The 22,611-nt window shown below is 60.8% G+C and carries 23 protein-coding genes and 4 tRNA genes; 19 read left to right on the forward strand and 8 right to left on the reverse strand.

Going from position 1 to position 22,611, the window contains the following annotated elements:
* Positions 1–44 precede the first annotated feature (44 nt).
* From HLH25_RS00860 to HLH25_RS00880, 5 genes are all read right to left on the reverse strand, one after another.
* Positions 45–983: an NAD-dependent epimerase/dehydratase family protein gene (locus HLH25_RS00860; RefSeq protein ID WP_182972259.1), complete on the reverse strand. Its 939-nt coding sequence runs from the start codon at positions 981–983 to the stop codon at positions 45–47.
* A gap of 5 nt (positions 984–988) precedes the next feature.
* Positions 989–2,212: a glycosyltransferase family 4 protein gene (locus HLH25_RS00865; protein ID WP_182972260.1), complete on the reverse strand. Its 1,224-nt coding sequence runs from the start codon at positions 2,210–2,212 to the stop codon at positions 989–991.
* Entirely contained in the window at positions 2,209–3,129 is a 921-nt protein-coding gene (locus tag HLH25_RS00870; RefSeq protein WP_182972261.1) for a glycosyltransferase family 2 protein, read from the reverse strand. The genes HLH25_RS00865 and HLH25_RS00870 overlap by 4 nt, the downstream gene beginning before the upstream one ends.
* A gap of 300 nt (positions 3,130–3,429) precedes the next feature.
* Positions 3,430–4,647 (reverse strand): GGDEF domain-containing protein, encoded by a 1,218-nt coding sequence (locus HLH25_RS00875; protein ID WP_182972262.1) that lies wholly within the window; start codon positions 4,645–4,647, stop codon positions 3,430–3,432.
* Positions 4,648–4,740: 93 nt separating this feature from the next.
* A complete protein-coding gene (locus tag HLH25_RS00880; RefSeq protein ID WP_375288943.1) occupies positions 4,741–6,021 on the reverse strand; it encodes an MFS transporter in 1,281 nt (426 codons plus the stop codon).
* Between the two features lie 134 nt (positions 6,022–6,155).
* On the opposite strand from HLH25_RS00880, the gene HLH25_RS00885 reads away from it, so the two are divergent.
* The 6 genes from HLH25_RS00885 (at position 6,156) to HLH25_RS00910 (ending at position 7,846) form a co-directional block, all read left to right on the forward strand.
* The gene (locus tag HLH25_RS00885; protein ID WP_114726440.1) at positions 6,156–6,521 is read left to right on the forward strand and encodes a tRNA-binding protein; all 366 of its coding nucleotides are present in this window, start codon (positions 6,156–6,158) and stop codon (positions 6,519–6,521) included.
* Positions 6,521–7,003: a xanthine phosphoribosyltransferase gene (gene gpt / locus HLH25_RS00890; RefSeq protein ID WP_182972263.1), complete on the forward strand. Its 483-nt coding sequence runs from the start codon at positions 6,521–6,523 to the stop codon at positions 7,001–7,003. The genes HLH25_RS00885 and gpt overlap by 1 nt, the downstream gene beginning before the upstream one ends.
* Positions 7,004–7,079: 76 nt before the next feature.
* A tRNA-Pro gene (locus tag HLH25_RS00895) sits at positions 7,080–7,156 on the forward strand.
* A gap of 27 nt (positions 7,157–7,183) precedes the next feature.
* On the forward strand, positions 7,184–7,489 hold the full coding sequence (locus HLH25_RS00900) for an ETC complex I subunit (protein WP_182972264.1): 306 nt from the start codon (positions 7,184–7,186) through the stop codon (positions 7,487–7,489).
* Positions 7,490–7,522: 33 nt separating this feature from the next.
* Positions 7,523–7,599, forward strand: a tRNA-Arg gene (locus HLH25_RS00905).
* 157 nt (positions 7,600–7,756) lie between these two features.
* Positions 7,757–7,846 (forward strand) — tRNA-Ser (locus HLH25_RS00910).
* A gap of 75 nt (positions 7,847–7,921) precedes the next feature.
* Here the strand turns inward: HLH25_RS00910 and HLH25_RS00915 are convergent.
* Positions 7,922–8,290, reverse strand: a complete 369-nt coding sequence (locus tag HLH25_RS00915; protein WP_246400945.1) for a hypothetical protein — start codon at positions 8,288–8,290, stop codon at positions 7,922–7,924.
* A 645-nt stretch (positions 8,291–8,935) separates the two neighbouring features.
* Between HLH25_RS00915 and flgG the strand changes: the two genes are divergently transcribed.
* From flgG to HLH25_RS00940, 5 genes are all read left to right on the forward strand, one after another.
* Entirely contained in the window at positions 8,936–9,721 is a 786-nt protein-coding gene (flgG, locus tag HLH25_RS00920) for a flagellar basal-body rod protein FlgG (protein ID WP_182972415.1), read from the forward strand.
* A 1-nt stretch (position 9,722) separates the two neighbouring features.
* Positions 9,723–10,745, forward strand: a complete 1,023-nt coding sequence (gene flgA / locus HLH25_RS00925) for a flagellar basal body P-ring formation chaperone FlgA (RefSeq protein WP_182972265.1) — start codon at positions 9,723–9,725, stop codon at positions 10,743–10,745.
* Positions 10,746–10,775: 30 nt separating this feature from the next.
* Positions 10,776–11,498, forward strand: coding sequence for a flagellar basal body L-ring protein FlgH (flgH, locus tag HLH25_RS00930; protein ID WP_246400754.1), 723 nt, complete (start codon positions 10,776–10,778; stop codon positions 11,496–11,498).
* 152 nt (positions 11,499–11,650) lie between these two features.
* A complete protein-coding gene (locus HLH25_RS00935) occupies positions 11,651–13,009 on the forward strand; it encodes an L-serine ammonia-lyase (protein ID WP_182972267.1) in 1,359 nt (452 codons plus the stop codon).
* Between the two features lie 85 nt (positions 13,010–13,094).
* Entirely contained in the window at positions 13,095–13,988 is an 894-nt protein-coding gene (locus HLH25_RS00940) for a diacylglycerol/lipid kinase family protein (protein ID WP_182972268.1), read from the forward strand.
* A 243-nt stretch (positions 13,989–14,231) separates the two neighbouring features.
* Here the strand turns inward: HLH25_RS00940 and HLH25_RS20115 are convergent, their stop codons facing one another.
* Together HLH25_RS20115 and HLH25_RS00950 are read right to left on the reverse strand one after the other, a co-directional pair.
* Complete coding sequence (locus tag HLH25_RS20115) at positions 14,232–14,834, reverse strand: GFA family protein (protein ID WP_246400755.1); 603 nt, start codon at positions 14,832–14,834, stop codon at positions 14,232–14,234.
* A gap of 154 nt (positions 14,835–14,988) precedes the next feature.
* Positions 14,989–15,879, reverse strand: coding sequence for a TrmH family RNA methyltransferase (locus tag HLH25_RS00950; protein ID WP_220791617.1), 891 nt, complete (start codon positions 15,877–15,879; stop codon positions 14,989–14,991).
* Positions 15,880–15,931: 52 nt separating this feature from the next.
* Here HLH25_RS00950 and HLH25_RS00955 point away from each other — a divergent pair.
* The 8 genes from HLH25_RS00955 to HLH25_RS00990 all read left to right on the forward strand — a co-directional run bounded on the left by HLH25_RS00955 (position 15,932) and on the right by HLH25_RS00990 (position 22,597).
* Positions 15,932–16,017: transfer RNA gene (locus HLH25_RS00955), tRNA-Tyr, on the forward strand.
* 602 nt (positions 16,018–16,619) lie between these two features.
* Positions 16,620–17,489, forward strand: a complete 870-nt coding sequence (locus HLH25_RS00960; RefSeq protein WP_182972270.1) for a MotE family protein — start codon at positions 16,620–16,622, stop codon at positions 17,487–17,489.
* A 265-nt stretch (positions 17,490–17,754) separates the two neighbouring features.
* Entirely contained in the window at positions 17,755–18,090 is a 336-nt protein-coding gene (locus tag HLH25_RS00965) for a hypothetical protein (protein WP_182972271.1), read from the forward strand.
* A 340-nt stretch (positions 18,091–18,430) separates the two neighbouring features.
* Positions 18,431–20,032 carry a flagellar basal-body MS-ring/collar protein FliF gene (gene fliF, locus HLH25_RS00970; RefSeq protein ID WP_246400757.1) on the forward strand — a complete coding sequence of 534 codons (1,602 nt, stop codon included), beginning with the start codon at positions 18,431–18,433 and terminating at the stop codon, positions 20,030–20,032.
* A 7-nt stretch (positions 20,033–20,039) separates the two neighbouring features.
* Positions 20,040–21,080 (forward strand): flagellar motor switch protein FliG, encoded by a 1,041-nt coding sequence (gene fliG / locus HLH25_RS00975; protein ID WP_246400759.1) that lies wholly within the window; start codon positions 20,040–20,042, stop codon positions 21,078–21,080.
* A 35-nt stretch (positions 21,081–21,115) separates the two neighbouring features.
* Positions 21,116–21,835 (forward strand): FliH/SctL family protein, encoded by a 720-nt coding sequence (locus tag HLH25_RS00980; RefSeq protein WP_246400767.1) that lies wholly within the window; start codon positions 21,116–21,118, stop codon positions 21,833–21,835.
* A gap of 17 nt (positions 21,836–21,852) precedes the next feature.
* Positions 21,853–22,221 carry a flagellar motor switch protein FliN gene (fliN, locus tag HLH25_RS00985; protein ID WP_182972273.1) on the forward strand — a complete coding sequence of 123 codons (369 nt, stop codon included), beginning with the start codon at positions 21,853–21,855 and terminating at the stop codon, positions 22,219–22,221.
* Between the two features lie 10 nt (positions 22,222–22,231).
* Positions 22,232–22,597, forward strand: coding sequence for a hypothetical protein (locus tag HLH25_RS00990; RefSeq protein WP_182972274.1), 366 nt, complete (start codon positions 22,232–22,234; stop codon positions 22,595–22,597).
* Positions 22,598–22,611 lie beyond the last annotated feature (14 nt).

A 22,611-nucleotide genomic window follows, 5' to 3' on the forward strand; every position in this document is an offset into this window, starting at 1 on the left:
CGGGCACGACAGCTATCATTCCTCAATGAACGACAAATCGACGGTCACACCGTCTGCGAGGTCTTCAGCCACTCGGCCGTACTACGGAGCGACTCTGCCCAATCGGCCGTCGGCGCCCATGCCAGTTCCTGACGGGCAAGGGCGATATCCAGCACATTGACCGGCACGTCGCTCGGACGCCCCTGCCGATAGATCCTATGGGGCGCGTCCACACCGATCGCCTGCCCAACGGAGGCGACGATTTCGTTGACGCTTCGGCCGATCCCAGATCCGATATTGAAAATACCAGTCGGCCCATCGTAATCCGCGGCGGCAATAAAGGCCGATATCACGTCGTCGATATAGATGAAATCGCGAATGACCGTTCCGTCGCCCCAGATCTCGATCGGCCTGCCCGCGAAGATGCTCGCGATCGCAGCGGCGATAATCCCCTGTCGCCTGCCAGGGTCCTGATAGGGACCAAATGGATTGGCAATCCGCAGAGCAACGGACTCCAGGCCGTGAAGATATTTGTAAAGATAAAGAAATTTCTCGATGGTCAGCTTGGCGATGCCGTAAGCCGAGATCGGAAAGGTCTCCATGGTCTCGCCGATCGGAATGGATTTCGGAATACCATAGACGGTACCGCCCGAGGACGCGAACACCACCTTGCGAACACCCGACATCCGGCAGAGATCGAGCAGATGGATCGTGCGATTGACGCTGCCCAGGATCTCGGCTTCGGGATTCCTGTTCGCGCTTTCAGGCAGGGTTCCGCCAATCAGGTGAAAGACATAATCGCAGCCATCAACGGCACGGGCCAGGGCAAGATCGTCGGAAAAATCGTGCCCCCACCAGTCGAAGCGCGGATCGGGATCGCGTAAGCGTGGCCGCCGCCCGTACGCACGGGCCAATGCCCCTTCCGCCACCAGCCTGTCGGAAAGCGCCTGACCGATGAATCCGCCGGCACCCAGAACCAGGCAACTCCGACCGGCCAACGTCACGGCCCTCATCCCTGACTCTGCCTGATAAGATAATCTTCCATCTGGCCGACCATCCGTGCCACGGTGAATTGCGCCGCCACGTCCCTCCCCGCCCGAGATATCCGTTCGCGCAATTCGCCGTCATCCGCCAGCAATGTAATCTTGGCGGCCAGATCGCTGGCGTCTCCCGGCGCGAAAAGCAGTCCGGTCTCCTTATCCTCCACGATCTCGACATTCCCCCCGACGGCGGACGCCACGATCGGAATCCCCGACGCCATGGCATGGATAAGCGTCAACGAGAACGGTTCGTAGAGCGAGGGAAACACGTAGACATCATGCCGGTCGAACAGGTCGGGAAGCTCGGCCTCGGCAACCGGCGGCAGGAATACGACCCGTTCCGCCAGTCCCAGTTTCGCGATCAGGGAGGTCAATTGGGCAAGGTAAGCCTCATCCGTCGCGTCCCCGACGATGTTCAGGACAAAGGATCGCTGCCCGGAGACTGAACGCCGATCGAGTTCCGCCAGGGCTTCGATCGCGGTATGCACCCCCTTCAGCCGGACAAGGCGGCCGGCGAATAGCAACCGGATCGGATTGTCGCCACACTCCCGGCGGGGCTTGCGTTCACGGGCGAGCGGCGCCGTCAGGTCGACGCCGTTATGAATGACTGTCGCGTCCCGAAAGCCAAGTCCGGCGGCGGTATAAAGATCCTGCATCGAGCGAGCGCCAAAAATCGCCGAAACCTTCAACTTGTGAACGGGCTCGACCGGAACCAGACCGCCACCCGGCCTGTCACCATAAACCTGACGCTGGAAATAGGTGCCTATGAAATCCCGCGCCATCATCTCGGCAAGCCAGTTGTCGGTCAGCATGCAGACAACCGGCACACCGAGACGTTCGATCACATGGAAATACTCTCTATGAAGACCGTAGAGATTCCAGGCAAACACAACATCGGGGCGCAGCCGTTCAACCATTTCCTGGGTCACGACCGCATTGTCGTCGGAGATAACCTGACGACGCAGATCCCCTTTGGCAAAAGGGTGATAGATAGTGTCGCCACAGAGCAACCGCAGCCCCTGACTGACAGGCATTTCATCAGAGACGGGTAGCCTGCCGCCATAGCAGCTCGTCAGAATATGCACCTCGTGCCCAAGCCGCGCCATCAAACCGGCTACGCGGGCGCAGAGGACTTCGTAGCCCCCGATCTGGTTCGGGGGGAAAAGATTACTGACAAAGAGAATTTTCATCATACCGCCAACAGCAGCTTCGATTTCGTGACCGAATCGGCAAGCAGGTCACTGGTGGCCAGCGAGGCGGAGGGATGAGCATCGAAATAGCGAAGGCATTCACGCGCCGCCCTAGTCAGATCGTGCGTCTCCAGAATCTGCCAAGCCAGCTGGATTCGTTCAACATTCCGCGACCCGTTGCGCAACAGGCTCCAAAGAAAGAATGACGCCACCATAGCCCAGTCGACACGGACGCTGGCATGGTTTTCCTTGATCGTGTTGGTTTCATGCACCCGATAGGCCATGAGCGCCCGGTCGATGAAACCGATCCGACGACCGTTAAGCGTCAGCCGCAGACCGAAATCCAGATCATGAGCGTATCTGAGGTCCGCGAAGCCGCCCAGTTCATCGAACACACGACGCCTGATGACGAAATTCGATGTCGTCATCAGAATATTGGCATCCATCAGCGCCAGACCAAGATCTCGGCGCTCGATGAATCTATCCCGCACCTTTTCATACCAGGCGTTGCGAATCTCGACACTGTCATCATTGATGAACGAGAGGCCGCTGGCCGCAAGATCCAACCCCACATCCAGGTCCAGTGCCCTGACAAGGCGATCAAGCCGACCCGGTGCCCAGACATCATCCGAATTCAGAATGGCCACAAACTCGGCGCTTGCCATCTGCACCCCCCGGTTCAGGGTTACAGCGGCACCGGAATTGTTCTGGCTGGATATCCGGATCCGAGGGTTGCCGATCGCAAATTGCCGCGCGATGCGCAGCGAGTCATCTTTCGAGCCATCATCAATAACAATAACCTCTTTAACGATATTTCCTTGGTCAATCACGCTCTGAAGCGCACCCACAATGTATGAATCATGATTGTACAAGGGAACAACGACAGAAACCCTCCCTTCATTTTCTCTTCCCGATGACAAATTCCCCTCCCGGAAGATATATTATTGTCTTTTTATTTTCAAATACTTCTAAACCGCCACCAACAAGCATTCTCGTCCAGGTTCCGAGACACTGGCAGATCATTCCTCACTCCACGAAAGACCAATCATTTCCGCTCTGGGGATATGAAACGCTTATGTGCCGCAGACGATCCACTTCATCACACATCTCATGAAAATTTTTACCGGGGCGATGCCCCCGTCCCCGTAATGCGCGCAGCGACCACGCCGCGCACGTACATGGTGCCGGTCAGGTCCGGATGCGAGTCTGGATGCAAGAGGTCAGGCTTGGCCGTTCGGAGCGGCAGCCACCGAATCCAGGTCCGCGGATAGGCTTTCCCCGGCTTCGATGGTCCTGCGACAAACCCGGACAGGCATGAAAACGGTGGAATTGCCCTCTGCAACCGCCTCTTCCACGCGATTACGCCCCTGCTGCTTGGCGCGATAGAGAGCGGCGTCCGCCAGCGCCATCTGTTCACCGAGCGACCGGTCGGGAATCGTGGCACAGGCATAGCCGACGCTGACCGTCGCCAGCAGGTCATCGGACAGGGGCGTCCTCTCGAAGGCCAAGCGTACCCGCTCGGCCAGCATGCCCAACTGATCCTCGGACAGGCCACTGACCGCCGCCGCGAACTCCTCGCCGCCGATCCGCCCGAAAACGGCCTCGCGATCCATGACCGCCGTCGCCACGGTGCCGAAATGCCTGATCACAGAATCACCTGTCGCATGACCGAACGTATCGTTGATACGCTTGAAATGATCGATATCGAACAGCAGCATGCCCCGCTGCGGCACATGTTCCGCCATCTGCCAGAACCCCCGCCGGTTCAGCAAGCCGGTCATGTCATCCCGCAGGGCCGCCGCCCGCGCCTCGAGAACCGCCCGTTCAGCAACCAGGGTCAGCATCAGGCCGGGCCAAAGAACCACATAGGTCAGCATCTCGAAAGGAATGGTCGCCATCATGAGGGGCACCCAAAGCGCCAGCGACGGCAACGCCACCAGAAGCCCCCGAGCAACACAGCTCAGAACATGCAACCCCGATACAATGATCAGCATCTGATGCGAGCGGGTTTCGCGCGGAAGCCGGATCAGTTGTCGGAGCGCCAGCACCACCAGCGTGATCGCCATCACCATAGCGATTTCCACACGCACGCCAAGCGAATGCCGGAATTGCGGCAACGCGCAAAAAGTCAGCCAGATCAGAACCGGGGCAGCAAGTCCGCAGCGCGAGACAGACTTGCCATTAAGTTGCGCCACGGCCTGCCAGAACATGGCCAGGGCGAACATCAGGGCTCCGTTCCCGAACGAAATGGCGATAAAATCCGGAACCGCCGGACGCATCACCACCAGCGGAATGCCAACCCCCGCGGCGAACGTCCCCATCTCAACCAGAAGCAGCGCCGGGTCCCGCCGATAGTGACGGGCAACCTGGCAGAGAAACCCGATCAGCAGACAGACAAGCGCGATGGATGGACCGGTCGGAAGCGTGGAGACGGGCATGAAGAACGGCTATCCTGATCCATTCGAAACGTCACCATACCCCGATCCGCCCGCTCCTTCTATATGATGTCCGATGGTCGGCGCCTTGCCGGCTCATCCCGCCGGATGGATATCGTCCAGCCGGTCCAGCCGCCGCAGGCCGGGGAATAGCCTCATCCACAGCAGCGTGACCGCAATCGTGCCGACACCGCCCAGCACCACGGCCTCCACCGGACCGATCAGGCTGGCCAGCATGCCGCTCTCGAACTCGCCCAACTGGTTCGACGACCCGATGAACAGCATGTTCACCGCCGAAACCCGGCCCCGCATTTCGTCAGGCGTGCGCAATTGCACCAGCGCGCCACGAACCACCACGCTGATCACGTCCGCCCCTCCCAGCACTGCCAGGGCCACCACCGACACCACCAGCGAACGGGACAGACCAAACACGATCGTCGCGACACCGAAAACGGCGACGGCAGCGAACATCGCCTCGCCTGCCCGGCGCTTCAACGGCCAGCGTGCAAAGATCAGGGCGACCAGCAGCGCCCCAAGCGCCGGCGCCATCCGCAGGATACCCAATCCGGTCGGCCCGGCGTGCAGAATGGAATCGGCGTAGAGCGGCAGCATCGCGGTCGCCCCACCCAGCAATACCGCGAACAGGTCGAGCGAGATCGCCCCCATCATCTCAGGATGAGCCCGGATGAAATGAAGCCCTCCCAAGACCGTTTCCAGCGTCATGGGCCGCCGCACCCGCGTCGGTGCCTCCAGCCGCATACCAAGCGTCGCCACCGACGCCAGCCCGAACCCGACCACGCAGACGCTGTAGCAGATCCCTGCCCCAACACCGTACAACAGACCGCCCACCGATGGCCCCATGATCGACGCCACCTGAAACAACGAAGACGACAGCGCGGCCGCGCGCGCAAACAGTGCCGGAGGCACCAGCGCCGGCAGGAACGTCTGCTGGCTAGGCATCTCGAACGCCCGGGCGGTTCCGAACAGCGCGACCATGCCGTAGATCATGCCAGGCGTCAGCCAGCCGCCGAACGACCCGATCGCCATGATGAACGCCCCGCAGGCTTCGAGCATCTGGCAGGTCGCGGTAATGAAGCGTCGGTCGAAATGGTCGGCAACATGCCCGGCAAGCAGAGTAAAGCAGAACATCGGCAAAAACTGCGCCAGACCGACCCACCCCAGCGCACTCGCGCTATGGGTCAACATGTAGATCTGCCATCCGACCGCCACGGCCTGAACCTGCGAAGAGAACGAGGACAGGGTCCGGGCCGTCAGAAAAACGGCGAAACCCCGATGGCTGAACAGGCGCGCCGGCGGTTGCATGGGGGCGGCGGATGGCGCCCGCGATTCGTCCGCCCGGTCCGAGTGATCTGGCATGGTGGACGAACAATAGCCCGATGACGGATTTTTGCCATCCACTGTCTCTCGTGCGTGCCATCACACCCCGATCATCAAACATCTACGGCCGCAGGTGGTTTGCAAATCCGCTGCCGCACGGGCAAAACCGTTCCATGACAGAGACCGTCCCATCCGCGCCACTTCCCCCCACGGATTTCGAGACCTTCGCACGCCTCGACATCCGCGTGGGCACCATCGTGGAGGCCCGCCCCTTTCCCGCAGCCCGCAAGCCGGCCTATCAGTTATGGATCGATTTCGGGCCGCAGATCGGCGTGAAGCGCTCGTCGGCCCAGATCACCGTCCATTACACGCCCGATACATTGATCGGACGGCAGGTCTGCGCCGTGGTCAACTTCCCGGCGCGCCAGATCGGCCCGTTCCTGAGTGAAGTCCTGACCCTGGGCATGCCCGACACGAAGGGCGACGTCGTCCTGATCAGACCCGACCTGACCGTGCCAGATGGAGGAAAGCTGTTCTGATGGCCACCAACTATGCAACCGTAACGTGGGACCAGCTTCATCGCGATGCCCGCCAACTGGCCGAAATCCTCATCCCCCGCGGCCCTTTCAGAGGAATCGTGGCCGTCACCCGTGGCGGCCTGATCCCAGCCGCCATCATCGCGCGGGAAATCGACTGCCGGCTGATCGAAACGATCTCGGTCGTGACCTACGACGAGGAAGAACAGGGCCTCCCCACGGTACTGAAGTCGCCCGTGGCCGCTGGTGACGGCGAAGGATTCCTGATCATCGACGACCTGGTCGATTCCGGCGTCACCGCCCAGATCGTACGCCAGCTCCTGCCCAAGGCGCTGTTCGCGTGCTTGTACGCCAAGCCGTCCGGCAAGCCGCTGACCGATCTGTTCGTGGTCGAAGTACCGCAGGAGACCTGGGTCCTGTTCCCATGGGATACCGCGCCCCTGTTCATCCCCCCCCTGGCACGCAAGGGCAACACGACTGGCTGATCCGCATGCGGCCATAGGAAAAATTTCGTGGGGCGCTTGTCAGCGCCCTCAAGGACTCATAGCTTCCCCCCAGGTTCGGGGCGTGGCGCAGCCTGGTAGCGCGCGTGTTTTGGGTACACGAGGCCCCCGGTTCGAGTCCGGGCGCCCCGACCAGCAAAAAATTAAAGGGAGTTTCGTTCCATGCGGGCCCGAATCTACAGGCAGGCAAAGACGGCCACCCAATCTGGCCAGGCGAATACCCACGACTGGATTCTGGAATACGGACAGACCCAACCCCGCCAGCAGGACTCGCTGATGGGCTGGACCGGCAGCCGCGACACCCGTTCGCAGTTGCGTCTGCAATTTCCCGACCGCGAAAGCGCCGTCGCCTATGCCGACCGACATGCGGTTCCCTACGATCTGGAACTGCCGGTGGCCCGGGTGCGCAAACCGAAACTCTACGCCGACAATTTCCGCTACGACCGGGTCCAGAACTGGACGCACTGACCGTGCTCTGGCAGAAGAAGCGCCACTGCGCATGCGCCCTTAGCTCAGTTGGATAGAGCAACAGCCTTCTAAGCTGTGGGTCGCTGGTTCGAATCCAGCAGGGCGCGCCAGTAGCAACGTTCTGGTACGAGGGCTGGTCCGCGTCGATCAGTCCGGCATCAGGGCGTCGTCAGGTCGCGAAACGCGACATGGCGGTTGACCGGAGAAAGCCGATATGTGGTATCCGTTCGCGGATACGATTGATGGCCCATACCGTTCAATCCCGCCGGAGAGGTGGCCGAGTGGTTTAAGGCAGCGGTCTTGAAAACCGCCGTGCGTGCAAGCGTACCGTGGGTTCGAATCCCACCCTCTCCGCCAATACCCGCAGAAAACAGCCACTCCCTGAACATCGCCGCCGCCGCCGCCTCCGCAAAATGCGAAGACTGTTCCTGCTCAGGATTTCGACGCGGTTGCCTCGTTCACCGTAATGACAGCTTCATTGGCGAAGGAGATAATATCCGCCGGCCGCTCCGTGTTCTCCTTCTGGGCCTGGGCAATACCGGCGGTGAAGGCCCGCACTTGCGCCAGTTCCTCGCGCACGTCGTTAAGGATTTCCATCAGGGCTGTATGGTCCTCAATCGCACGCTGGTCGGTGCCGCGTGCGATGACCGCATTGCCGACCATCAACGCGGGGAGCGCGACAAGCTGGATGCAGTTGCTGATATAGAGCAATGGCCCCTGCCATGATGCATTGACCAGCGGCAACAGCGAGAAAACGGTAAACATATAGACACACCAGATGCTGCCGAACATGACCGTCATCTTGACGGCAAGGCGATCATTGAATGCGTCGATCCATCGCGGGGCGCTCGGCGGCTGGTCGGCCCGGTGGCGGTCCCGGTAAAACCAGTTGAGCGGCTTCCAGACATGGGGCGATTTCAAGGACATGATCCATCTTCCTCATCGGCGACCGATAACCGTGCCGATCGTTCCCGGCCACTGTCGCACAGTCAACTCCTTGACACGCGCCGGCTATCAGACGGCAGCGCACGGCTACATCCGGACCGGTGCGCTGGATTCCCGGCATGATGCGCCGCAGCGACAAAAGCCGTCGACAGAGCTTCCGCTTCGTTCTCCCCCCCCCCAATCCCCGTTCGCAGGGTAGATCCGCCCAGATATGACGCTCCCCGATCGCTTTGACCTGCATGAGCAACGGCATATGCCGGGTCGTGAGAAACCTGCCAGATGCTGACTTCCATACAAGAAGTGTACGGGCATAGAAATTTAACGCCCCCCGATCAGGGAAAGACCTTGCCATGCACGCAACATGATCGTAGCTGTGTCCATGGCAATGCAGGGATGGATACGATCCGTCGGACTATGGCATATGCGAATATTACGGCCCTACATTTGTTATAGTGGGTAACCGCATAGCACGCGGCACACCCGGAGGACTCTCTTCCCATGATGCGTTCGCTTGATATCGCCAATACGGGCATGCAGGCTCAGACGACGAATGTCGAGACGATTTCCAATAACATTGCCAACATGACCACGACGGGCTACAAGCGTCGCCGCGCCGAATTCCAGGATTTGATTTACCAAGATCTGCGTCGGGCCGGGACCATGAGTTCCGATACCGGCGACCTTGTCCCGGCAGGTGCCCAGATCGGCCTTGGTGTACGCACCGCTGGCATCTACCGGATCAACGAACAGGGCACACTCGAACAGACGGGCAACTCACTTGATCTCGCGATCGAGGGACGCGGCTATTTCCGCGTAACGCTGCCTTCTGGTGAATATGCCTATACGCGCGATGGAACGTTCTCGCTATCGGAAGACGGAACCATCGTGTCGGCGGACGGCTATCCTCTGTCTCCCAATATTTCCCTGCCGAACAACGCCGAGAACATCACCATCGACCAATCCGGCCAGGTTCAGTACACCCTGTCCGGCCAGACGACGGCCCAGGTCGCAGGCCAGATTCAGCTCGCGACCTTCCAGAACGAAAACGGTCTGGCGGCGATGGGGCAGAACCTGTTCACCGAAACGACCTCATCAGGCACGGCAAATCTCAGCACGCCCCAAAGCGAAGGCTACGGATCGGTCCGGCAAGGCTTCGTGGAAGAGTCATCGGTCAACGTGGTCACTGAAATCACCGATCTGATCACGGCGCAGCGCGCCTATGAAATGAACAGCAAAGTCATCACTGCCTCCGACGAAATGCTGCAGACGCTGACGAACCTGAGATAACATGCGGAAGCGCGGGGTCATTGGGGGCATATTCGCGGCGGGCCTGATAGCAACATCCGTTGCGCATTCCCAGGCGGCGACACTCCGGAATGCCTCGGTCATCACGTCCGGCACAGTCAGACTGTCCGACCTCTTTGCCGATCTGGATCCGGGGCAGGACCGCGCTCTCGGGCCGGGTCCGGCTCCTGGCGCGAGCATTCAGGTCGGTGGCGCGCAACTGCTCGCCATTGCGGACCAGTATGGTGTGGACTGGCTCGATCAATCACCCAACGCCGTGGCGACCATTACCCGTGCGAGCCGCGTGCTTGATCAGGCTTATTTCGCTGACCTCATCAGGCAGAACCTGCCGGAACTCGGCAATGGCCCGGTTTCCATCGACCTCCGCGATTTTCATCCCATGATGGTCGCGCCTGATGACCCGAAGCCGGTCGTGCTGTCCGACGTCAAATGGGATCAGCGCAGCGGATGGTTTTCCGCGACTGTCTATCGCGGCCAGCCGAGCGGCGATATCACGCAGGATTCCTTCATGCTGACAGGCGTCATCCACGCGGCGCGCCGGCTGCTGGTTTATGCCCACGCTCTTCCCGCCGGCAGCGTGATCTCAGCCTCCGACGTCCAGATCGATGAATCCTATGCGGGACACATTTCCTCAAGGGCCTACACCGAAGAGGCCGATATTGATGGCATGACCGTGACTCATGGCGTCGTCGCCGGTTCGCCCGTCCTCGACCAGGATCTCCATCGCACCGTGCTGATGCACAAGGGCGACCCGGCGATGATCACATTCGCCGCTCCGGGCGTTCATCTGACCGCAACAGGCCGCGCACTGGAAGATGGCGGTGCGGGCCAATATATCCGTATCCTCAACGTATCGAGCGGCATGATCGTAACAGGCAGAGTGGTCAACGCATCGGAAATCGAGGTCGAGGCCGGGAGCAATCCGGTTCCCTCCGACGGGAATACACTGCGACGCCTGACGGCGCCTGCGCGCAACGCTTCGCGCGCGGATCTGTCCCTTCGGTAGCGGTCGCATATGCGCTGGAGCCTGCCTGTCATGAAACATCCCCTGTCCGGGGCGGTCCTCGCTGGATTACTGTGCCTGTCCGGATGCACCGGGCTCGCTGATATGAGCGAGATCGGCCACCCTCCCCGCATGACGACAACGTCAGATCCGACCCAGGCGCCCGATTACCGTCCGGTCACAATGCCTATGCCGCCACTCCAGCCCCCTCCGACAGAAGTCGGAAGCCTATGGCGACCGGGCAGCCGGGCCTTTTTCAAAGACCAGCGAGCCTCGCAGGTCGGCGACCTGATCACGATCGACGTCAATATCGCCGACAATGCAGCGGTGAGAAACAATACGAGCGCCGCAGGCAGCGGCTCACAGACATTCGGCATTCCGAGCTTCTTTGGCGCCCAGGGCAAGACCCTGTCCAGTTCCTCGGCCCTGGACACCAGCAGTGCCAGCGCCAATACCGGCACCGGCACGATCACGCGAAACGAAACGGTCACGCTCGCCCTTGCGGGCACGATTACCCAAGTCCTGCCCAACGGCAATTTCGTTGTCGTGGCTCGGCAGGAAGTCCGTGTGAATGGCGAACTGCGTCAGTTGATGGTCAGCGGTGTCGTCCGACCGCAAGACATCACCGAAGACAATATCGTCACTCACGACAGAATTGCCGAAGCGCGAATTTCCTACGGTGGCCGCGGTCAGTTGAGCCGGATTCAGACACCGCGTTACGGACAGCAGATTATGGATAGCGTTCTGCCATTCTAGCGCATTTCCACCGGCCTGAGCGCACCCATTCAAACAAAATCTGCCCTAACCTGTCATCTCATAGCCTGTCTGAAGATGGACGCAGGCGGGCTGTCCTCATGCCCCTCCTTCCTCCTTGTGCCGCACCGGCCAAGCGCGCACCATAAGGAAGCATGATCAGCCTCTTCGACCTCTTCAAGATCGGTATCGGCCCATCCTCGTCCCACACGGTCGGACCGATGCGCGCAGCCCGGCGCTTCATCGCGCATCTCAACCCCACGTTTCCGGTGGCGCGACTGCGCGTCACGCTCTATGGCTCGCTGGCCTGGACCGCCAGCGGTCATGCGACCGACAAGGCCGTCATCCTCGGTTTGGCGGGAGAAGCACCGGAAAGCGTCAATCCCGATGCAGCCGATGATATCGTCCACCAGATTGGCATCGACCGCAGACTCTTCGTGCATGGTCACCCCGTGGCCTTCGACCCTACCTGCGATATCGTGCTGGATCGCGAGACGATTCCGCCCATCCACCCCAACACCTTGCAATTCGAGGCCCTGGCCAGCGACGGGACGGTACTGGATACCGCGCGCTTCTGTTCGGTTGGCGGTGGCTTCATCGTGCCAGAAGACGCAACGAAACAAGCCAGTTATGCCCAGCCGGACATGCCGCTCGACTTCACCAGCGGCACCGAACTGCTGGATCGAACGTGCCAAAGCGGCCTGACCGTCGCGGGCGTCGTCCTCGCCAACGAGAGCGCACTCCGTCCCCAAACCGAGATCGCAGCCTATCTGGACCTGATCATCGAGACCATGATGGCCTGCGTCGAACGTGGATTGGTCCAGCATGGCACGCTACCCGGTCGGATCAAGGTCCGTCGCCGCGCGGCCGCACTACACGAACGCCTGATGGAACGCGCGCGCCTCAACCAACGTCCACCGCATGAGGCGATGGATTGGGTCAGCCTGTTCGCCATCGCCGTGAATGAGGAAAACGCCGCCGGCAGTCGCGTCGTCACCGCCCCAACCAATGGCGCCGCGGGGGTCATTCCGGCCGTATTGCGCTATTATCGTGATTTCTGTCCTGATGCCTCGCGCGCCGGTATGCATGATTTCCTGCTGACGGCGGCGGCGGTCGGCGGATTGTTTAAGCTCAATGCATCGATCTCAGGCGCCGAGGTCGGCTGCCAGGGCGAAGTGGGAGTCGCCTCATCCATGGCGGCGGCGGGCCTCGCGGCGGCACTTGGCGCAACGCCGCTCCAGATCGAAAACGCCGCCGAGATCGGCATGGAACATCATCTGGGCATGACCTGCGACCCGGTCGCCGGCCTGGTGCAGATCCCCTGCATCGAACGCAACGCCTTCGGTGCGGTAAAGGCGATCAACGCCGCGTCGCTGGCCATGCATGGCGACGGCGCACATCATGTCTCGCTGGATCAGGTTATCCGCACGATGGCTGAAACCGGCCGGGACATGAACCACCGCTACAAGGAAACAGCGCTGGGTGGCCTGGCCGTCAATTTCCCGGAATGCTGACCAATCCTTCCGTCTCAATGCCCCCATGACCAGCCGTATCCATGTATAATGATCGCGAAAATTTTCCAGAAGATGAATATTTTCGATGAAACACGTCATTATTATTACAAATCCAACGGCCGGGCATCATAGTCGTTCAAGAATTTCCCGCTTCATACGCCACCTGGAACAGGCCGGCCTGCGCACGACGATCGTACGCACGCACTATCCAGGCCACGCGACCCTCCTGGCCCGCAACGCCGCCGAGAGCGGAACCTATTCCCACATCGTCGCGGCGGGTGGAGACGGCACGATCGCAGAAGTATCGGCGGGCATGATCGGCACATCCGCCATCCTGGGCATCCTCCCCCTCGGCTCAGCCAACGTGCTGGCACAGGAATTGAGGATCCCCTTCAAGGAGTTCAGGAACGCTACCCTGATCCACTCCGGGCATTTCACGACCATCTGGCCGGGCTATCTCCACACAAACGCCGGAAGCCAGCTTTTCGTGCAGATGGCAAGCATCGGGTTCGACGCCCACATCGTACACGGCACATCGACGCGGCTGAAGAGCTGGGTTGGGCGTGCCGCTTATGCCGCCAGCACGCTCTCATCCCTCTTCCGGTATGAACTGACGGAATTCACCGCCCTCATTGATGATATTCCCTATCAGGCCACGACCATCATCGTGTCAAAAGGATCGCTCTACGCCGGAAAGTATAAGTTGACGCACCACTCCGCGCACGAGCAGAAAGCATTCTCGGTCATCCTGTTCCAAACATCCGGCAGGCTGGCCTTGGCAAGAACAATTCTCTCCCTGTTCCTCGGCCGGATCGGAAAGCAGAAGGGAGCGCGGACCCTGACCGCCACGACCGTCGAGGTGCCATCCCATGCCGCAATCCCTATCCAGAGCGACGGCGACAGAAAAGGGTTTTCCCCGGTTCATCTCGATATCGCCGCCTGCCCGCTTCGTGTGGCCACAGACCCAGTTCCCTCGTGACGAAACGGCGCCGCGCCCCATCAATCCGTCAGCAGGACGAAGCGCTTGCTCCTTCAGCCGCCCACAGGCAACGTGCAGTTTATCGCCGTTCGGATCGCGTACATAGGCACCGAAATAATCGGACCCACAACCCATCATGGGGACGTGAACCGGAGACCCTCTCGTCGCCGCCGCCACAGGCCATGGCGGCGCCAACGCCAATAGTCGCATGACCGAACATCCATCACGTTCCGGCTGCCATGATCACGTCTCGGCCGGCACATTTTCAAGATCGATGCACCAAGCCGCCTGCGAAACGGTGAAGATCTGTCGGCGTGGCCATATGCCGGGGTCGTCCAGCGTGCCAGCCGGAACGATCATCAGTTGCCCGTTCCGCGTGGCATGCGGAACGGGCGTGCCATAGGTCCGGCAAATCGCGGTGGCGAGGCTGGCAGCCGTCGGCAGATCCCAACGCATGACAGCCTCCGGGTCACCGGAAAGCCAGATGACAAGAATGGAGAAGCCATCTGGCCCCACCGCGCCACCCGCAGGATGATAGATGGCCCGCACACCCTGTCGAGGCCGCATGTTGCAGGCATGTCGCTGGTCGCCGACAGCATAGTTGGAATAGTATGCCCCCGGTTCGACCGTCACCGTGCCGTGCGCCGACATATCCTGCACCCGCGCCGTGACCTGGCCGACGACCGAACAGTCCGGATTCAGCATGAACCATGTATTCACAATGCCGGGCTGACCGGTCGCCACCGTGAACTCCCGTACAAAATGGGCATCGGTGACCGATCCCATCGAAATATCGAAACGGGCAATGATCCCGTCGGACCGCCGTTCAACGCAGCCGGCAAGCATGAGGGGCGCAACGAACCGAAGAGGAATAACGGCTCTCGTCGGAAACGTTCTCCGCAGGACAGGCCCAGAATGTCAGATCTCAGCGGTTCCGTCAGCAGAACGCCCGGCCTTCCACGGGTCATGATGGCAATTTTAGAATCCCCCTCCCGCACTGTCAGCGTCGACGGGTCACCTCATACAGCGCGACCGCCGCGGCATTCGAAACATTCAGGCTTTCCATGTCACCCGGCATCGCCAATCCGGCGATCTCGTCGCAATGTTCGCGGGTCAGGCGCCGCAATCCGTCCCCCTCGGCCCCGAGGACGAGGGCGGCACGCCGCTGTCCGAACGTACCTCCATCCAGCACGCCCCCACCAGCATCCAGCCCCACGACCCAGAAATTCCGCGCCTTCAGCAGATCCAGGGTACGGGCCAGATTCACCACGCGGACCAGCGGCACGACATCCAGCGCACCGGAAGCCGCCTTGGCCAAAGCCCCCGTCTCGTCGGGCGCATTGCGATCCATCACCACCACTGCGGCGGCGCCGAACGCCGCAGCCGAACGCAGGATCGCCCCGACATTGCGCGGATCGGTCACCTGGTCCAGCAGCAGCAGCGGGCCGGGGCGCTCCACGGCATCCTCGATCGCCAGTGGCGGCAGGATGTCGGTCAGGATCGCAACCCCCTGATGTACCGCGTCACGACCGCACAGAGCCTCGAACCGCGCCCGGTCAGCCCGCTGGGGCTGCATCGGCAGGGACGCTTCCAGCCGCTGACGCAGAGCGGCCTCCCCCTCTTCCGTCGTCAGGATCTGACGGATTCGCCGCTCCGGGTTCGCCAGCGCCGCGAGGGCCGGATGCAGGCCATACAGCCAATACGTACCGCGCGGCGTGGTTCCCCCGCTCCGCCGGGAAGGTCGGGAGGGCTCACGGGCAGCAGTCTCCGCCCGATTATCGGTCGAATGAGGGGCGATTCGGGCGTCCGGACGACGCGGGGAGCGGTTACGCATCTCCTTGATATAGGGCGAACTGCCTCGCCCGTCACGACGTGACACACGAGAACGCATGACAAGCCCATTGACAGGTCCCGCCGATAGCCTTAACCACCCTTCCCAACACGGAAGGGTGCCCGAGTGGCTAAAGGGGGCGGACTGTAAATCCGCTGGCGTACGCCTACGTTGGTTCGAATCCAACCCCTTCCACCATTCTTTTTTCAAAAAACGGCGGCAAAATTGTTACAATAATTGTAACAATACAATGACAGAATGCGCTCTTCCCCCAAATAGCCGACCATTAGCCATCCGGTAAATCCAGGTCAGTTCTTTCCGCTACGTCACCCTGACCCAGCACGCCCGGGTCCCTGTATGGAACCGCCTGCCGGCTTTGAAGCCCCGCAAACCGGAAATACGTCCCGACATCGCCCCTTGCCTTTCCTCCGGCCGCGCTCTACTCCGCCCTGAGAAAACAAGCTGCCAAGCCATGGCCCGACTTGACAGAGGCCGTCATTCCCAGCATTTTTATTGCGCGGCAACAGAAACATGCGATTTCGGTTTCCGAATTACCGCGTCCGTTGCATTCAATGCCTACGGAGACTCCGTAACTTGCAGAAAAGCAAGCCAGTCACAGATTCCGCCAAAACTCATTATGGACAAAGCGCGAAAACCCGTAACGAGTTGCCCGCGTAAGTCCATTTTATCGCCTGTATTCCCGAGTTGGTCCAACACCATGTCACGTCTTCGACACGAATCCGAAAGCCGATCAGGTTAAGATGCTGATACCTCGCCTGTCATTCGGGAAGCTCGTGCATGTGTCGTCGATTCTGATGACTCTGCTGCTGGCGATGAACATGCATGCGCTCGCCGGCCACCTGAAAGATGACACCATAGAGGCCGACGACACGACGACGCAGACCCCAGCCCCGCAGAAAGACCAAGGCAGACCTGCGGAAACCACAGAACGCACCTTGAACACCGCGAAGAATGCCACCGAAGGGTGGACCTCGGTTCTCTATTCGGACGAACATGACGTGGCAAAGCGTGCCACAGGCTCGGCCATGCCGACCGCCGCAGCCGCCACCCACTCCTCCGAACTCTGCCTGGACGAAGATTGCCCTCCTGTAGCGGCGAATGCAGCGAAGCCGAGTCAGAGCGCCGATCCCGAAGTCGCCAAAGCGGAAGCAGATCTGGTCCAGAACATTCTGACGAGACAATCCACCTTCGACGACGAACAGAAAAACCTCGAAGAACAGAAACATATCCTTGATGCCGCCCAGGCCGCCATCAATGAAAAGATGCGGAACCTGGACAGTTCAATGGCGGCCCTTGCCGAACGGCAGGCCGCGCATCGCGAAACGATGTCAGCCGAAACAGACAGGCTGGTCAGGATCTACGAGGAAATGCCTCCCAAGGAAGCTGCGGCGGTGTTCAACATCATGGACATCCATGTGCTGGTTTCCATCGCCAACAAAATGAGCCCCCGGAAAATATCGGCCGTCATGGGGTATATGATGCCCGAGCGGGTCAATATCGTTTCGCAATACATGGCAGGGGTCAGAACATTCCGCCCTCTCCACACGTCTCTTGATGGCATGACCGGACAGCCTGGAGATTCGGCAGCACTGACCTGGTTACCCAAATCGAGGGCCGACCAGAACGCCCTAAAACTGTCGCGCCAGTGATCCTCCACCCCATGACGGAACCGTTTCACGACCATTCGTCCGATTCGAAAATAATCACATCCAACATTGTAGTTTTTTACTTTTGAACCCACCACGAAAGTGGATTGATTTCTTTCCGAATGTTGCACACGGAAAAACCGACACCACCGGTTGTGAAGGTGGGCGCGCGCAGGCATATTCGGCATCATTTCCGTACGGCATTCTGGAACACCCAGACATCATGCGATCGGAAGGCAGTCTTACTGAGGGGCAGGAACGGGCAGTCATGACAGTCAGGCGCGGAGCGATGGTACTGATGACCACACTTCTCGCGGGCTGCTCCGCCGACACGGTCGCCCGGCACCTCACGGGCCGTGAATGCAATGCCGGCTACATCCAGAAAGGCGAGGATTGGTGCGCGCCGCCGGAAAGACCACCCGTTCCACAGCCTTATTGCACCCAGAGCTGGAACGGTGTGGATTGCTGGGGCCGTCCGGACCAGATGCCGAACGTCGCACGGCAAGTGGCCCAGGGTCCGACCGGCCTGACTCAGGACCAGAACGCGGACCGACTGAACATGAACGTCAAACAGGCGCCGCCGACCAACGATTACATCCCTTGAACCCGTGGGACAGGACGCAGGGTCCAGAACAGGAACAGCGGAGGCAATCCGTCTTCCAATTGCCACATGACCGAATCCGGTTTTTTGCGGGTTTTCGTCATGAATTGGCGTTTCGCTCTTCCTGAGAAGACCGGCTGCGCTATGATGGCGGCACAGTGCTTCCGGATCGCGTTGATGCGCCTGACAGCGCGGTGGCAATGCGAACGGCAGAGATTTCGAATGATCAAACTCCCTGGGGATAACACAAGTTCCCGGCCCGGCACTGTATCAACGTAGCGGTTTTCTTATGCAAAATTTTTTGGCTGGCCTTAAGGGGCTCGGGCGTACGCGATTGATGGTGATGGGGGCTGCCGCGGCAGTCCTCCTTACGGCAATCGGCCTTTTCGCCTTCCGGGGCAGCGGCCAGTCGATGGCCCTCCTGTATGGTGGTGTCGACCTCAATGAGGCCGCCCATATGGTCGAGGACCTGACCAAGGCGCATATTCCCAACCGTACGAACAGCGACGGCACCAGCATCTACGTCCCACAGAATCAGGTCGCTAGCGCGCGCCTCCTACTCGCCAAGGACGGCCTGCCAAGCGGCGGAAGCGTCGGATACGAACTGTTCGACAAGAGCGCGACGCTCACCAGCACGCAGTTCGAGCAGACGATCAACGAAACCCGGGCCATGGAAGGCGAACTGGAACGGTCCATTCGCCTCCTGCAGGGGGTGCGCAACGTCCGGGTTCATCTCGTCCTGCCCCACCGCGACCTGTTCTCGACCCAGACCAGCCCCTCCCAGGCCAGCGTGGTGCTCGATATCGGCCGCGGCGGGCGTATCGCGCCAGACGGCATCCAGGCCATCCAGAACCTGGTGGCGGCAGCCGTACCCGGCCTGCGCCCGCAGAACATCTCGATCGTCGATACGCGCGGCGACGTGCTGGCCAAGCCAGGCGATCCCGACAGCCCGGATGGCCAGGCCAACTCGCTTGAGAAATTCCGCCACGCCGAAGAACAGCGCCTGGCCCAGGCCGCCGAAGAGATCCTGATCCCCACGCTGGGCAGCGGCCATGTCCGGGCGCGCGCGGCCGTCACCATCAATACCGACGAAATTCACGAAACCGAGGAAAATTACGACCCTAATCAGCAGGTCCTGAGGTCGCAGCAGACGACGTCCGACAAGAGCGTCAACACCGAAGCGACGCCCAACACCACGGTCGCGAACAATCTGCCGAATGCCAATGCGAACCAGAACAATCGCACCGGCTCCAATGACGACCGCGAGGAAGAGACCGACAATTACGAGATCGGCAAGCGGGTCCGGATCATAAGCCAGACCCGCCCCCGGGTCTCCAGAATCAGTCTGGCCGTTCTGGTCGACGGCACATACAGCAAGGACAAGGCGGGCAACGACGTCTGGAAGCCGCTGGACACCGCCGAGGTCGAGAGGCTGACGGCCCTGGTCAGAACCGCCGTCGGCTATGACAAGAGCCGTGGCGACGAGGTCAATGTCGTCTCCATGCGCTTCATGGCAGAGCCCGAAGGCGCTTTCGGCGCGGAGAGTTCCAGCCTGTTCACACGTGATACCCTGATTTACGTCGCCGAATGGGTCGTTCCCATTCTCCTGGCGGTCGGGGCCATCTTCCTGGCGATTCGTCCCATTCTGCGGCGCGGCAAGAATCTGCCCGAACTCCTTGCAACGACGCCTCTGGAGACGCTGCCGGGAGCCCCCCCCGGCGCCGCCGCCGTCGGCCAGATCCCAGGGCAGCCAGGCCCGGCTCTGGCCGCGGTCGAAGGCAATGTCGACGACACGGTTTCCATCGAGGGAATCGAAGGAAAACTCCGGATGGCAGCCCTTACGAAAGTATCGGATCGTATAGAGCAAAGCCCCCGCGAGACCATCTTCATCATCCGCAACTGGCTCGCCGCGCCGGACATCAAGAAAGGACGAGACCGTGAGTGACAGCGCCATGGAAGCCGCATCGGGATTCATGGCGCCGTCGCCGCCCCAGGTGCTCCACCTGACCGGCAAACAGAAGGCCGCCATCCTTATGCTGGCAGTCGGACGCGACAAGGCGGCCAAACTGCTGAAATTACTGCATGAGGACGAAATCCGCGATATATCCATCGCGATGGCCAGCCTCGGCATCGTCAGGGCCGAAGCGGTCGAGAGCGTCTGCCACGAGTTCACAAAGAACTTCGAGTCGCCAGACGGCCTGGTCGGCACATATGAAACCACCGAGGAATTCCTGCGCCGGGCTCTCCCATCCGACCAGGTCGAAAAGATCATGGACGAAATCCGTGGTCCCGCCGGCCGGACGATGTGGGACAAGCTGGGCAACGTGCAGGAAACCGTACTGGCCAACTACCTGCGCAGCGAATACCCGCAGACCGCCGCCGTCATTCTCACCCGCCTGCAGCCCGCCCATGCCGCGCGCGTCCTCTCCTTGCTGCCGGAGGACTACGCGACCGATGTCATGATGCGCATCCTGCATATGGAAACGGTCCAGCGCGACGTTCTGGACAGTGTCGAAGCGACCCTGCGTTCCGAATTCATCTCCACCCTCGGCCGGTCGACCCGGCGAGACAGCTTTGAACTGCTTGCCGAAGTCTTCAATAACTTCGACCGCAAGACCGAAGCGCGCCTCATGGAGTCGATGGACAAACGCAATCACGACGACATGGAAAAAGTGAAGGCGTTGATGTTCACGTTCGAGGACATCAAACGGCTGCCGCGTGAATCGCTCATGCGAATCGTCAATGAGATCGATCGTGAAAAATTGCCGCTAGCCCTGAAGGGCGCGTCCGACACGATCCGCAAGCTGTTCCTGCAATGCATGTCCAAGCGCGCTGGCAGCATGCTGCTCGAAGAAGTCGCCTCGCTGGGGCCTGTCCGCGTCAAAGATGTCGAAACGGCACAGACTGAAATCGTCCTGACGATCAAGAATCTGGCGAATGCCGGCGAAATCGACCTGACCGAAAGCGCCGGCAATGATGAAATCATTCCGTGACGCCCCCTCCCGCCAACCGGCCGGGCGTGCCTGACATGGCGGGAACAGAGACCCGGCCGAAAGGCGCGCGCGCGGTCAACAATACGCGCATCTTGCGACCGCTGCTCGATCTGGAAGATTTCGGCGCGGCGCCGGGACTGGATGCCGAAAGCATAACGGCGGATGACGCCGCCACTGCCGAGCCCGCACCGGACCCGAATCTCGTCACGATGCATCGCGACGAAATCGCAGCCCTACGCGACGCGGCGTTCCGCGAAGGTCAGGAACAAGGCGCGAAAGAGAAGGAAGAGGCGCTCCGTCACGAATTTGCCTCCCAGTTGGCCTCTCTTGCCGCCTCATTCGAGGCCGAGAGCACCCGGCGGCATCAGGTTGTCGCGGAAGCCACTCAATCCTTCGTCGCCGCCGTCGTGGAGATTGTCAGGAGCCTGACGGCCCTGGATCACACGGTACTGGGCGGGCTGGAACGCGATCTTGTGGCAGATGCCGCATGCTTCGCCACGGAGTGCGAAGGCGCCGTCACGATCCGCTGCCGAGAGACTGACGCGGGCTTCCTGCAATCGGTCATCGGGGCGGAGGGACGTATCCAGATAGAAACTGTCCCTGATACCGAACCCGCCATCATCAGCATCGTCTCGGCGGCGAATAGCATTGTCATCGATCCGCAAGAGTGGCGAAAATCCGTTGCGGAAAAGATTGTCACCGCTGTCACGGCCCTGGCCGGACAGCGCGCGGATCAACGAACATCGAAGGCATAGACCAGGCGGAGAGAATCATGAATTCGGATACTGGACACATGGGACTGGAAGATTTCGCCACCAGCGCGGCGGCAACACCGGCCGCTGCCGCGACGGAACCTGCCGACAAGGATGCAACGACCGTTGGCGCCAGCCAGATGGAAGCGGTCTACGACATCCCGGTCAAGATCACGGCCGTCATCGGCACGGCGACCATGCCCGTCAGCCAACTGCTGCGACTGGGGCGCGGCGCGGTCGTGGAACTGAACAAGAAGCTGGGCGAAGCGGTGGATATCTACGCGAACAACCGACTGATCGCACGCGGTGAAGTCGTGGTTGTCGACGACAACCATATCGGCGTGACGATGACGGAAATCCTGTCCTCCTCGCCCACTCAGCAGGGCTGAAAGAGGCGGAATGTCGGCAACAGGCCTCCTTACGCCCCAGGCGGGATCACTGGCGCACGGGACCGGCAGTTTCGCCTCCGCATGGCTTGCCTATCTTGCGTCGTTCGTGATCGTCATCGCGCTGATTCTCCTCAGCCGCCACGGTCTGAAATATCTGGAGCCCTACCTGCTTAAAGGGCGTCGGACCCGTAGTCTGGCGATCGTCGAAAGCCTGGCCATCGACCAGCGTCGACGGCTCAGTATCATACGATACAACAGCAGAACGGGACTGATCCTGACCGGCGGCGGAAATGACCTGTTCCTGGGATGGATGGACGAGCAGGGCACTTCACAGCCGCCCTCGCCCATCCTGCCGGCGGACCTCCATGCCGGCTGAAGGCGCACCTCCCC

This window comes from Gluconacetobacter dulcium (assembly GCF_014174165.1).
Taxonomy (GTDB): domain Bacteria; phylum Pseudomonadota; class Alphaproteobacteria; order Acetobacterales; family Acetobacteraceae; genus Gluconacetobacter; species Gluconacetobacter dulcium.